Source organism: Pseudomonas sp. NPDC089734 (assembly GCF_044748865.1).
In the GTDB taxonomy this organism is placed as follows: domain Bacteria; phylum Pseudomonadota; class Gammaproteobacteria; order Pseudomonadales; family Pseudomonadaceae; genus Aquipseudomonas.
This window is the reverse complement of sequence record NZ_JBIVGV010000004.1, coordinates 226,645-238,616: the sequence shown is the minus strand read 5'-3', so window position 1 is coordinate 238,616 and position 11,972 is coordinate 226,645. Positions and strand designations below refer to the sequence as shown.

General features: G+C 56.6%; 12 protein-coding genes. 4 read left to right on the top strand and 8 right to left on the bottom strand.

The window, feature by feature from the left end; genetic code table 11:
• The first annotated feature begins 24 nt into the window (after nt 1-24).
• Both ACIPY9_RS07565 and ACIPY9_RS07560 read left to right on the top strand, forming a co-directional pair.
• Nucleotides 25-1,344 (top strand): hypothetical protein, encoded by a 1,320-nt coding sequence (locus tag ACIPY9_RS07565; protein ID WP_400698840.1) that lies wholly within the window; start codon nt 25-27, stop codon nt 1,342-1,344.
• A 157-nt stretch (nt 1,345-1,501) separates the two neighbouring features.
• Nucleotides 1,502-3,184: a phospholipase D-like domain-containing protein gene (locus ACIPY9_RS07560; RefSeq protein ID WP_400698837.1), complete on the top strand. Its 1,683-nt coding sequence runs from the start codon at nt 1,502-1,504 to the stop codon at nt 3,182-3,184.
• Between the two features lie 53 nt (nt 3,185-3,237).
• Here ACIPY9_RS07560 and namA read toward each other — a convergent pair whose 3' ends face one another.
• Nucleotides 3,238-4,278: an NADPH dehydrogenase NamA gene (gene namA, locus ACIPY9_RS07555; RefSeq protein WP_400698834.1), complete on the bottom strand. Its 1,041-nt coding sequence runs from the start codon at nt 4,276-4,278 to the stop codon at nt 3,238-3,240.
• Between the two features lie 112 nt (nt 4,279-4,390).
• Between namA and ACIPY9_RS07550 the strand changes: the two genes are divergently transcribed.
• Nucleotides 4,391-4,768, top strand: coding sequence for a winged helix-turn-helix transcriptional regulator (locus ACIPY9_RS07550; RefSeq protein ID WP_400698831.1), 378 nt, complete (start codon nt 4,391-4,393; stop codon nt 4,766-4,768).
• 85 nt (nt 4,769-4,853) lie between these two features.
• Here ACIPY9_RS07550 and ACIPY9_RS07545 read toward each other — a convergent pair whose 3' ends face one another.
• Nucleotides 4,854-5,153 (bottom strand): superoxide dismutase, encoded by a 300-nt coding sequence (locus ACIPY9_RS07545; protein WP_400698829.1) that lies wholly within the window; start codon nt 5,151-5,153, stop codon nt 4,854-4,856.
• Entirely contained in the window at nt 5,150-5,710 is a 561-nt protein-coding gene (locus tag ACIPY9_RS07540) for a flavodoxin family protein (RefSeq protein WP_400698826.1), read from the bottom strand. Before ACIPY9_RS07540 ends, ACIPY9_RS07545 begins: the two co-directional genes overlap by 4 nt.
• A 294-nt stretch (nt 5,711-6,004) precedes the next feature.
• Between ACIPY9_RS07540 and ACIPY9_RS07535 the strand changes: the two genes are divergently transcribed.
• Nucleotides 6,005-6,961, top strand: a complete 957-nt coding sequence (locus ACIPY9_RS07535) for a LysR family transcriptional regulator (protein ID WP_400698824.1) — start codon at nt 6,005-6,007, stop codon at nt 6,959-6,961.
• Nucleotides 6,962-7,011: 50 nt separating this feature from the next.
• On the opposite strand, the gene ACIPY9_RS07530 is transcribed toward ACIPY9_RS07535, so the two are convergent.
• The 5 genes from ACIPY9_RS07530 to ACIPY9_RS07510 form a co-directional block, all read right to left on the bottom strand.
• A complete protein-coding gene (locus ACIPY9_RS07530) occupies nt 7,012-7,980 on the bottom strand; it encodes a LysR family transcriptional regulator (RefSeq protein WP_400698821.1) in 969 nt (322 codons plus the stop codon).
• A 100-nt stretch (nt 7,981-8,080) separates the two neighbouring features.
• A complete protein-coding gene (locus ACIPY9_RS07525) occupies nt 8,081-9,040 on the bottom strand; it encodes a peptidylprolyl isomerase (RefSeq protein ID WP_400698818.1) in 960 nt (319 codons plus the stop codon).
• Nucleotides 9,037-9,528, bottom strand: a complete 492-nt coding sequence (locus tag ACIPY9_RS07520; RefSeq protein ID WP_400698815.1) for a YbjN domain-containing protein — start codon at nt 9,526-9,528, stop codon at nt 9,037-9,039. The genes ACIPY9_RS07525 and ACIPY9_RS07520 overlap by 4 nt, the downstream gene beginning before the upstream one ends.
• A gap of 20 nt (nt 9,529-9,548) precedes the next feature.
• Nucleotides 9,549-10,196 (bottom strand): DNA repair protein, encoded by a 648-nt coding sequence (locus ACIPY9_RS07515; RefSeq protein WP_400698812.1) that lies wholly within the window; start codon nt 10,194-10,196, stop codon nt 9,549-9,551.
• Nucleotides 10,197-10,214: 18 nt separating this feature from the next.
• The gene (locus tag ACIPY9_RS07510) at nt 10,215-11,948 is read right to left on the bottom strand and encodes a putative porin (RefSeq protein ID WP_400698810.1); all 1,734 of its coding nucleotides are present in this window, start codon (nt 11,946-11,948) and stop codon (nt 10,215-10,217) included.
• Nucleotides 11,949-11,972: the final 24 nt, after the last annotated feature.

Sequence of the window (11,972 nt, the reverse complement as noted above, 5' to 3'; positions counted from 1 at the left end):
TGACGCCAAACCAGGAGATGCGATATGCAAGGCAGCGACAATTCGGTCAGTCTCAAGTATTTCGGCGTGCCAAGCGGCTATCTGATGCAGGACCCCGCTAACAGCGCCCAAAGCAGCACGGTTGCAAGCTTGGTCTACGACATTCTTGGTGGCCAGAATCAGGTAACGCCACTCCTGGACCTGATCATGAATGGCGGCAAGTCAATGGCTCAGCTCAATGAGGCCATGGCAGACGAGAATCAATGGATTCCGGTTCATGACAGCGAAGGTAATCCAGGATATGAGGTTTCCGGTGGTGCGACGAAGTTTTTGATGATCGCGCGCGATGTGCCGGATTCTCTCAAGTCCCAGCTGCCAGACGGTGCGATCTCGAAGTATGTCTTCGTCAACACTTTCAACACTGATCTCAACACCAGCATGGCCCACGGTGTCGGGTTTTACGTGGTTAATGGCGCGGAATTGCTGACCTCAGTAGCCTTGACCAGTCTTGTGGTCGGCTACATGAAGAACATGCTCAAGCGTGTGTCGCAGATCGGATCCGACGATTTGCCGGACTGGGATGTGAGTGAGATTGAGTCGGCGGACCAGAGTATTCAGAACGAGACGCTGGAGGAATTGAATGAACAGATTCCCGACATATCGCTGGATGTCAGTATCGACACGGAGATGACCGAAGCTGCAGGACTAACTGTGACCGATATCATCGGTTGCGCCTGTACAGGCCTGATCGTCGGCATTGTGCTGTTCCTGATCTTTTATGTGATCAATTTTTTTCTCATCACGACCTACATCATCCGCTTCGCAGTGGTGAATCTTTCATCAGTCCTCACACTCCGGATCTTCAATGCGTACGATGACAACGTAGACCAGAGCCAACTCCCGGACATTTTGGGCAAGCCTGAAGGGACAACCAACATCATCCCCAGCGTGAACCGCATCACCTACTACGACGAAAACGGGAGCGGCGGGATCATTCCCGATCAGCCGGTGATGCATATCGCAGCATTCCAGCTGACCAATGACAACAAGGTCATGGAGGGGCTCGGTTGTCTTCTGAATTTTATTCAGTATGTAGGTGAGGGGCGCGCTGTGGATGGTGCGGCCACCTTCTCAAATCTGTATACCGCCTACGAGGTCCATCGCACTGCAGACAATGCCCAAGGATTATCTATCAATGAGTCTGTAACTGATGTGGCATCCATCTACAATAGCCTTACCTCGGACCAGAGCGTCACCGTAACCGCCAGGGGCGGTGGCATCAAGGTCACCCAGATGACCAACGCACTTTCGGGTGTCGGCGACGACACCTACGATGTGGTCCTGATCATCGAGGACGATGTCTGAGAACTTAGAGCGTGTTATGAACCTTGCTTTGGGAGGGCGATGCCAGAGGTAGGGCTTGCGGATGCCCCGCAAGCCCTACTCGACGAACATCAGCGATGAGGACAGATAGAGGCAACGCAGAATGCGTTGGTTGACTCCACACAGGAAACTCAGAAAAATGCGCATCATCAAGCAATCCGGTGGATTGAAGGTTCAAGCCATAGCAGGCACCTACGTGATATCGCTGGGGATGGATCTGCCTGAGTCCGAGTGTGATGGCTTTCTGGGGTTTTCCATTCACCGAACTGACCACACCAGTGGCAAGGCGATGTTCCTGAACGGCATGAAGGCTTTTGCCGAGACGGACCCGGGCTTCCCCGCCGGTTCGGAATACAGTTCGGAGCAACACCCGATCCAGAGTTTTCAGTGGGCTGACTACAGTGTTCAACCCGATCATCGTTACACCTACAGAGTCCTGGCGCGCAAAGGCACTCCGCAGGTGCTCACGACTTATGCCGAAGTCGTGTTCAACATCACTTCCGAGAATCCCGAAACGGGTGAGCACGCGATCTATTTCAATCGTGGTGTAGCGGCTTCGCAGGAATATGCACGACGATTCGGTGATCGCGCGCCCGAAAAGGTCGCGCCGGGAAAGGGGTATCTTGAGAATCCGGCCTTTGTCTGGCTGTCGAGGGGCCTTTATGAGGCCATGACTCACTTCATAGAAAGCGCAGATCCTGATCATGACAGCTTTCGGATTGCAGCCTACGAGTTCACGTTTTCCCCTTTTCTCGACACCCTGAAGCGGGCGATTGATCGTGGTGTCGATATTCAGATCATCTATGACGGTCGGGAAAACAGTGACGGGGTGCCAGGGCAGACAAACCGGAATGCCGTCATGGCGGCCGGGCTCACGCCTTTCAGTGTTGAGCGTACCCGCCCCAAAAGCGTCATTTCACACAATAAGTTCATTGTGCGATTGCACGATGGAAAGCCCGTTTCAGTCTGGACGGGTGGGACTAATTTTTCCAAAGGTGGAATCTTTGGTCATTCCAATGCAGCACACCTGATCAAGATCCCGGAAGTTGCGTCGAAATACCTGGAGTATTGGTCTGTCCTCAAGAACGATCCTGAGCATGCCCCATTGACCCAGGCAGTAGAATCAATCACTCCCCTGCCCGACTCTTCTTTGCCAGGCAAAGGTACAACAGCCATCTTCAGCCCTCGCACGACCCTGGAGTCTCTTGATCTTTATGCCGGGTATGCCATGAAGGCCAGGCAAGGCTTGATGATGACCTTTGCATTCGGGATGAATGATATTTTCAAGAAGGTTTACCAGACGTCAAATGCGCCTTTTCGTCTGGCGCTGATGGAGCAGAAAACGCGCCCCATGAAAGAGAGTCCTGAGAAAAAGACCGAAGAAGAAAGTATTCAGAAGCTACGCAATATGCCTCAGAACGTGTTTGCAATCGGTAATTTCATCCGGACCAACAGCATCGACGGCTGGGTCAAGGAGCGTCTGTCAGGACTCAATGCCAACGTCCGTTATGTGCATGACAAGTTCATGCTGATCGATCCGCTTGGTAACGACCCTATCGTTATCGCAGGCTCCGCCAATTTCAGTGCCGCCTCCATCCTGAAAAACGACGAAAACATGGTCGTGGTGCGCGGTGACAAGCGTGTTGCCGATATTTACCTGGGGGAGTTCATGCGGCTATGGAGTCACCATGCATTCCGGGAGTCGTTGCAATGGCGTCGGCCCGGCGATCCTCCTGTCAAACCTCTGCGTACAGACGATTGGTGGCGAGACAGTTTCGGGAACACCGAGCGCTCCGCCCGACGCCAGTTTTTTGCACCGTGAAACACGTGGCAAAGAACTGAACGCCATCTATAGCCTGGTGGGCCCGGCAGCCGTCAGGCTCTGGTATCCAGCCATACCGATCCATACCGCGTGTACGGAACCGGAATCTCAATGGCTTCCTTCAGATCATCGGCTGCACTGCGCACCCAGAACGGATCACGTAGCATCTGCCGCCCCACGAATATCAGGTCGGCTCGACCGTTCTGCAGTATTTCCTCCGCCTGACGCCCACTCTGAATCAGGCCTACTGCCCCGGTGGCGATATTAAGCTCTTTGCGCAGCAGCTCGGCAGCCGGTACCTGATAGCCCGGATAGGTCTGGACTTTGATCATCTTGATGCCACCCGAGCTGCAGTCGATGAGGTCAACGCCCTGCTCTTTCATCCACCGCCCATATTCCAGGAATGACTTTGGGGTGTTGCCGCCTTCGGTGTAATCCGTGCTGGAGATACGGACGAACAGTGGTCGCTCCCCCCAATGCACTTTGACCTCGTCGATGATCTCGCGCAAAAAACGATAGCGGCGTTCGGCGTCTCCTCCATATTCATCCTCACGGGTGTTGGCCAGGGGCGAGAGAAACTCATTGAGCAGGTAGCCATGCGCGGTATGGATTTCCAGTACATCAAAGCCTGCCTCGCTTGCACGTCGTGCAGCATCACCATAGAGCTTCACCAAACCTGGAATTTCCGAGGCTTTCAGCGCTCGTGGGACTGGGCTGCTTTCGGTGAACGGGATGGCCGATGGTGCGATACGTGTAATGCCTGGAAGATCGGCGTTGCGGCCACCGTGACCAATTTGAGCCCCCGCTTTGGCACCAAAGCTGTGAAGCAGATCAGTGAGTCCCTTCAGGCCTGCAATGTGATCATCACTCCAGATACCAAGGTCGCCAGGAGCAATTCGGCCTTCTGCGTGAACGGCCAGTGTTTCGGGGAAAATCAGACCGGTCTGTCCCTGGGCACGTGCGCCATAGTGAACTCGATGCCAGTCCGTGACGAAGCCGTCTTCGGCAGCCATATGCATGCACATTGGAGACATGACGACACGGTTTCTCAGTTTCAGGCCTTTGATTTCGTAAGGAGACAGCAGCAAGCTCATGAAGCGGATTCCATATGTGTTGAGGTGGAATCATGCTAACTTGAGCATTCGATTTACGTAAGTACGCACACTTTTGTGCAGTAGGCACAATTATTATACTTAGGAGGTTTCGGTGAAACTGGGTATTCCCCACGGTGAGATCGAGGCGTTCGCCTGTCCGGTGACCTTTACCGTTGATGTCATAGGCGGCAAGTGGAAATCGCTCATCCTGTTCCACCTGATGTCTGGCACCAAACGATTCAACGAGCTGAGACGCCTCATACCTGAAGTGACGCAACGCATGCTGACACTACAGTTGAGAGAACTTGAGACCGATCGGGTGATCCACCGTGAGATCTATCGCGAGGTCCCGCCCAAGGTTGAGTATTCCCTTACTGAGCTGGGTAGCACGCTTGTGCCCTTGATCAGTGCGATGCGTGAATGGGGGGCTGTGCATGAGAACGCTATTCTGGAATTCAGGCGACTGGCGGCCACTGTCACTCAGGATTGAGCGAGTATTCTGAATGAAATGCCGTTAAAGACGCTGGCCCTCCAATAGGGCCGGCGTCTTTAACGATAAAGCGGTACAGAAGCGCTCAAGACTCACTGGAAGCAAAAAGCGACTCCCAGCCCAGAAACGGGCCTAGCGGAATGATTTCCCAGTCGATAAGGCCAAACCTGGCAAGAGGAAACTCGGCCAGGGCTTGTCGGGCGTCAGCTATCGACTCGCTTTCCGCAATGATGGCGACGCCGGTACGGTTCTGCCGGAAGTAAATGTCCCTCACAAAGCCAGACTTGTAGAGTTGCCAGCCGTGACGCACTTCTTCAAGAAGATGAGGCTGGTACTGTTCCGGGCTGGAACCCGGTAGCGGAATATCGAGGCACAGGAATTTCATGCCTGGGCCCCCGCCTTGAACTGTCCTGCCACTTCGGCAACACGCTGCCCCAGGCAGGCCGCGGTCTCCAGATCGCTCTTGATCGGCGAGAGCTCAGGTGACTCATCATTCGATTGAGCCATGGCTCCAAGCCAGCCGCCGACGCGGTTCTTTTCTTCTGCTGTCCTGCCGGGAAAGATGTCCAGGCCTACCCAGATCATTCCGTGTTGGGCGGCAAACAGTGCCATGGTGACCAGCGAGTTCAATTTATCGCCATGCATGGCGCCGGAATTCGTGAAGCCGGCAGCAATCTTGTTGCGCCATGTCTGAGGTAGCCAGGCGGGACGTGTGGAATCTTCCATCAATTGCTTGAGCCGGGCACTGATGGTTCCGTTGTAGGTGGGTGAACCAAAGATGATGGCGTCGCTGGCAGCCAGTTTGTCCCAGGGAGTATCGCCATCCGCGACGGCTACTAACTCAGCCTTGGCGCCTGCCACACGCTGGACGCCCTCCGCGACGGCTTGAGCCTGCTTTGCGGTGTGGCCGTAGCCGCTATCGTAAATAATGGTGATGAGCATTCGGATTCTGCGCCTTTGGTTGAAGTAAGTAGTGCCTGCGCATTCTCACCCACCCAGTCCCAGCCCAAAAGTTGCGGACAGGTTGAACCACTCATGACTGAAAGTTGAGAATCATCGACTGGCAGCATTCGGCAAATACCTCATTCGTGTATCAGAATGACCGGTCGTACTCATCTGTATCTTCCGGCGCATTAATGACCAAAAGTTGGAACCGGATTGAATGATCCTTAACTGGCTTTTTATAATCGGCGCTGTCTGGCTTCAATCGAAGCCCTCTTCATCAGGCGGTCAGGAATGGACTCTTCACAACGCGTCCGGGCAATCATTTCTTTTGTGCACGCCGTCGACTTCGGCAGTTTTGCTGCTGCCGGCCGTGTTCTGGGCGTAACATCCGCGGCAATAAGCAAGAACGTGGCAGGCCTGGAAGCGACGCTGGGCGTCCGGTTGATGAATCGGACGACACGTTCCCTTACATTGACCGAGGAAGGCGATGTCTTTCTTCGCCAGGCACGAATTGCGCTTGAAGCACTGGATGCTGCGGTGGATACCGTGGCGGCCAAACGAGCGTCAGTGAGCGGCCGCGTCAGGATATCGACTAGTGCATCGTTCGGCAGAGAGCACCTGCTGCCCGCCCTCCCCGCGTTGATGGCGCGTTACCCCGATCTTGCCGTCGAGGTCGATTTCGATGATCGCGTCATCGATATCGTTCGCGATGGTTACGATATTGCAATCCGGGGCGGGACAATCCCGGACTCGGCTCTGGTGACACGCCCTATCTTCAAAATGAATGCGGTGCTCATTGCCTCCCCCGCCTATCTGGAGGCGTTCGGCACTCCGAACAGCCCCGAAGAGTTGATGAAACATCGACTTATTGCGAGGCGCTTTCTCGGGGGCGGAGTCACGCCGTGGAGCTTCAAGTCCAGGGATGGCAGCATCACCACCTATGATCCCGCGGCGACAGCCTCTCTTACGCTGTCTGCGCCAGAATCACTGGTTGATGCCGCGTGCAACGGGCTGGGAATTGCACGGGTGGGCGTGCACCTTGCGCTCGCAGCGCTACGCCAGGGCAAGCTCAAGGTCATCCTCCTGAAAGAGCACCTGCCAGGCACCTATGAAATGGTCATGCAGTACCCGCACAGGGCGCTTCTGGCGCCACGTGTTCAGGTGACGCTGGAGCATCTGCTGGCGGTCTTTCAGGACAGTGATGTTCTGCATGCTTCTCACCGTGAACTGGGCGCGTTCAGCGCTTAGCCGGGTCGCAACCGCAGCGCTGGTCCAGGAGTCGACCTCTCTCTTTCAGGCTAGAACCAGTCGCCACGATCACGAAACGCAGTGAGGATCAGGTCTGCGATCAGTTGTACCGGTTCGCTATGGGCCGCATGCGCGCTGGTTGCCATCCAGACTTCAAGACGCATGCTGTCACTGAACAGGCCCGGCAATGCGACCAGCCCCCGGTCGAAACGGGTCATGTAGGCAGGAAACAGCCCAATGCAGGCACTGCAACGGATGGTTTCCAGCATCAGGTCGTAAGCAGGCACGCGTACTACCCCGAAAAGCCGCTGTTCGACAAAGGCATGCCAGGGGCGCAGGCTTTGCAGGTCCCTCTCCTGCGGTCGCTGGGCAAGCATGTAATCCGTCAGGTCTTCCAGGCTGTCCGGACGTGCAGCCACGCGTGAGTAACGCTTGGCAATGTGCGGCAGGTATTCAAGGCATGCCAGGCGAACGGGAGGGGTTGTCACGAAACAGGGCGCGGCCATGGCCGAGTCGGGCTCCGACAACCACAGTGCCACATCGGCACTGACCGACTGCATGGCCTGCACGCTGTCCAGGACAATAATTTCCAGGCGTATCCTGGCATTACGTCGCAGCAGCGTAATCAGTTCGCGCTGCAGAATGTCATGCAGGATCGATTCGGCCACCGCCAGACGAACCAGTGGTTGTTGTGCCACGGGCAATATTCTTTCATGGCTCATGGAAATCAATTGTGCCTGAAGGCTCTGTCCTTCCCTGCTCAGCGTCAAGGCGTTGCCCTGATACCTGAACAGCGGAAATCTCAACTGCCCTTCAAGCTGGGCCAGGTGTTTGCGCAAGATGTGCGATTTGAGATTCAGGCTGCGAGCTGCCTGCATGAAACAACCACAACGTGCCGTCACCAGAAAGGCATGGGCAATCCCGGGGTCGATCGTTGTGGCCAGTGTCAGTACGGATTCAGTCGTTACCGACACAGAACGATCATTGCCCGGCTCCGGGGCAGTCTCTGAAAAAGACATGAGTGACTCCCTGTCGATTCTGTTGGTTTGAGCATTCCTTGCATCAATGTATGTTCCACTGCTCCACGCAGTCAGGCGCGGAGCGGGTTCAGGGTGAGCTCTAGCGTTTTTCTTCCAGTAACCGGTTGAGCATGGGGCCATCGATCGTCAAGGTCGCGGTATTGAGCATGCCTTCCAGATACGCTTTGGCAATCTGCTCCTGGCGTTGAGTACGTAACGCCTGTGTCAGTTGATCACGTAACTCTTCCAGCGTCGCAACCCGTGCCGGACGCTGCTCCACAAGTTTGATGACATGGAAACCCGAGGCGCTTTGTACGGGTTCGCTGACTGTTCCCACCTTGAGTCGTGACACCACGCCACGAACCTCGGGCAACAGTTGTTGCAGCGGTTGCAAGCCTGAGTCGGCATTGCGTCGTGCGCTCTCGGGGTCCGCTGAGTACTGGGTTGCCAATGTCGCAAAATCGGCCGGGGCCGCCTGAGCCTTTTTGCTGAGCTCGGCCGCCCGCTTGCGCACTGAGTCAAGCTCCTGAGCGCCGGAAACGGCCAGGAATACCTGGCTGACACGGAACAGAGGGGGCGTCATCCAGTTCGACTTGCCGGCATCGTAAGCTTGTTGCAGCTCGGCGTCGCTGGGATAGCCTGCCGGAACCTGGCTGACCGAGCGCAGATAATCACGCAAGACAATCTGCTCGGTAGCGGCACGGGTTTGTCGCTCGATCTCAGGGCGTTGTCGCCAGCCCTGATTATCCGCCTGCTGGAGCACCGCCTTTTCCGCCAGTCGTGCTCGAAGCCAGTTTTCCAGAGCGGCCCGGTTCCCCCGCAATTGCTCCCGAGACTCGTCCGGCAAGGTCGCTAGCAAGGCCTTGAGCTCTTCCGGGGTCACACTCTGAGTGCCCAGACGTGCCAGAGCTCCGCTGCTGGCAGTGCTGTCGAGTGGCGCAGCCGAAGTCGCCGCGTGTGGCGCGGCGACCGGGTCGCTGCCCGGACGCAAGGCGAGAGAAACGGCTCCTGCCAACAGCAACACCGCTCCGGCACTGGCCACTAACGTACGCTTTTTCACAGGGCTTGTACCTCTTCGCGAGACTCGGATGATTCTTCACCCACAGTGGCGTCCTGCAATCGGGCGGCCTGCTGGCTGTATTCACGCAGGTAAACGATAAACTCCTGCAGCAGGCGATCCCACAGCTCAAGATGGCTGCTCAGGTGATCGGCACTGACGCCGGCCGCCACCACGACATCCATCTCCATCACCAGAAACTCACCCTGTACCGATAGCCGGGCAAAGCGCCTTGAAGCATTCCACAGTTGTGCAAGCCCGGCAGGCAACTCTCCCTGCACCCTCAATGCACAGCTGAAGGTGAAGTCGACATAGTGGCCAGCCTCGGTGGCCGGGTTGCCGAAGCGCACCGCATAACCGATGCCCTGGCTGGCGCTGAGCAGTTGCACAATGTTGTTCTGCTCGCTGCGATTGACCCGGTATCCAGCACCTTGCAGCAGTTCGGTGAGGCTTTGAGGGGAAACGTGGTCGATCAATTGTGCTTGAGTCATGCTCTGTTCTTCCTTGTCGGTCATTGTGAGATCGCAGCCTGAGGGGCGTCGAAGCGTGTCTTGTAGAGGTCATCGCCAAAACTCTGGGCCAGTTCCTCGAACCTGACCCGGGCGCTGCCCGCGAACGGCTGGCGAATTTTCATCACTTCGGCCACGTCAATCTTTTCGTAGGCTTCGAGAATGCCTTTGGCGATGCCGTACATTTCCTGATTTCTGGTCGAGCATTGCTGCACCTGCGTATCACGCTCGGCCAGTTGCTCCTGTAACTTCGCCCGCTCGACTTCTTTCCCTCGGGCCATGACCAGGAGTTCGTCATAAGCCTGCTTGAACTTGCCGATCTGCTGGTTGCTGGCCGCCATCTGAGCCTGCGCCTGGCTTTGCAGATTGTCATGCTGGCTGGCCAACTGTTCGGCAATGCCCTTGGCCTTGGCCAGCTCGGCCGTCAATTGTTTGATCTGCGCCTGTGCGGCCTTCGCCTGATTTTCCGCCGCCAGTGTGGCTGCGCTGGCCCGGGCCTGTTCGCTTTGCAAGGCCTGCAACTGTTGAGTGGTGCTGCGCAATTGAGCACGCAACCGTTCTTCCATGCCTTCGGCCAAAGCTCCACTGGTGATAAACGTGCCCAATACCAGTAACACGCCTGGCCAACACGTCCGGATTCGCGGGTTCATGACGGTTCTCCCAGCGCCTTAGAAGCGCGTATTGATTTCAAGCTGCATGACATCGATGTCGTATGGCGCGCCATACACGGCCTCCGAGTTCAGCCAGCGGCCAGTGAGCAGTACGTTTCTCGCCAGCCCGTAGTTGCCGCCCAGGAAGTAGCCCTTGGCGTTGGTGCCGCCGAGGTGAAATGACGAGTCGTTGAAACCGTCCGGCAAGGCATCAGGCTGGATGTACTTGTAGCCGGCAAAAACACTCCAGTCGCCCTGCTTGTTCAGATCCAGCGAGTTACCCAGGGTGAACTGAAGCATCATGGCGTTGGCACCACTTTCGACGCTGCCGTCCGCCTTCAGGTTGTTGACGATCTGGCCTTCGGAGCGCTTGTTCATTTCGCCTTCGTCGTAACCCAGGTTGTAGACGTAGTTGAACTGGCTGCGCAGCTTCAGGTCTTCAGGCAGTTCACTGTCCCAGACCAGATTGAGATCGAGCAGGTTGAATTCCGAGGCCAGACCGACAAATTGCGGCTGTGGCGTGGTGGTCGGGTTTGCCGGGTCGATAGTGATATCGCGCAGCAGGAACACGGTGTTGCCCTTCTGCATGAACGATGAGCGCGAGCCATCGGTGTCACAGCCCGGATCACCCGCCCATGGCGCACAAGGGCTGGAGCGCTTGCCTTCGATATCCTCGAAGTGGTAGTAGGCCAGCGCACCCTTGAGGCGGTTGTTCGGGTTGATCTGCCAGTTGGCTCCCAACTGAGCGCCGTAGAGCCACTTGTTCTCACTCTCGTGTTTATCGAAACCGTTGCTGGTGGACGTATCGTCGGTGTATTCAATGGGAAACACCCCGAGCGTGCCGAACAGGCCCCAATCCTTACCCATCTTCTGATTGAACAGCGCCGCTACGCCGTCGAAGTTCAGGTCGTTGGAGTACAGCATGTCGGTGGAAAGGAACGGATTGGCAATCCGCCCACCGGTCAGGGTCAGCCGATCGGAAAGGTTCCAGGTCAGATAGCCCTGGTCGAGCCAGATATCCTTTTTCGCGAACCCGCCGCCCAGGGTCTGGGTGGTGGACACCGGATTGTTGTCCGAGCCGGTTCCGATCCTTATGCCCGCCGTCCACTCTGGCGAAATGAGCGCTTTCATGCCCAGCCGCGCGCGTATCCGGAACAGGTTCTCACGGTCTTCGCGGGTATTGAGCAAAGGCGGAAGGCTGGTGCCGGTATTGGGGTTGACGTCATAAGGCCCGTTATTATTGAGCTCGGCAAAATCGATGATTTCATTGCTGTTGGCGCCCGGGTTGACGAAGCTGGTCGTCTCGTTGCCGCCGGCATAAAAGCGCGACTCGTTGCGCAAGCGAATGTCGCCGTCAAAGCTGATCCGCGATACCCAGTCCGGGAATGTGTTGGGTTGCGCCCAGTTTTCCTTTTTGGCCGTGGCCATGACTTCAGCCTTGACCTGATCGCGAATCTGCTCACGAACGATATTCGGCACATATTGCACACGGACCTCTCCGGGCGCGGCCCCTGGGTTGGTGACCACCGTGCTGCCACTAGACGCCTGACGGGCCTGCAAGGCTTCTTTCTCTGCCTGGGCGATCAGGCCGTCGGCCTTCTCTTTCTTCAGGACGCCTTCCTGTACCAGCAATCGGATCAGGTTGATCGTGGCGTTTTCCGAGGGGGCCGGCGACGCGGCAACCACCTGCCCGGCCAGGGTCGCGATGACCACGCCGACCGCCATGGACAATCGATTCAGGTTGGAAATCATTTGCGCATCACTCCTGTTAGCGAA

Excerpts from the sequence above, each read along its gene's own strand:
- ACIPY9_RS07565 (WP_400698840.1), top strand. The coding sequence starts at position 25 with ATGCAAGGCAGCGACAATTCGGTCAGTCTCAAGTATTTCGGCGTGCCA.
- ACIPY9_RS07560 (WP_400698837.1), top strand. The coding sequence starts at position 1,502 with ATGCGCATCATCAAGCAATCCGGTGGATTGAAGGTTCAAGCCATAGCA.
- namA (WP_400698834.1), bottom strand. The coding sequence starts at position 4,278 with ATGAGCTTGCTGCTGTCTCCTTACGAAATCAAAGGCCTGAAACTGAGA.
- ACIPY9_RS07545 (WP_400698829.1), bottom strand. The coding sequence starts at position 5,153 with ATGAAATTCCTGTGCCTCGATATTCCGCTACCGGGTTCCAGCCCGGAA.
- ACIPY9_RS07540 (WP_400698826.1), bottom strand. The coding sequence starts at position 5,710 with ATGCTCATCACCATTATTTACGATAGCGGCTACGGCCACACCGCAAAG.
- ACIPY9_RS07535 (WP_400698824.1), top strand. The coding sequence starts at position 6,005 with ATGGACTCTTCACAACGCGTCCGGGCAATCATTTCTTTTGTGCACGCC.
- ACIPY9_RS07530 (WP_400698821.1), bottom strand. The coding sequence starts at position 7,980 with ATGTCTTTTTCAGAGACTGCCCCGGAGCCGGGCAATGATCGTTCTGTG.
- ACIPY9_RS07520 (WP_400698815.1), bottom strand. The coding sequence starts at position 9,528 with ATGACTCAAGCACAATTGATCGACCACGTTTCCCCTCAAAGCCTCACC.
- ACIPY9_RS07515 (WP_400698812.1), bottom strand. The coding sequence starts at position 10,196 with ATGAACCCGCGAATCCGGACGTGTTGGCCAGGCGTGTTACTGGTATTG.
- ACIPY9_RS07510 (WP_400698810.1), bottom strand. The coding sequence starts at position 11,948 with ATGATTTCCAACCTGAATCGATTGTCCATGGCGGTCGGCGTGGTCATC.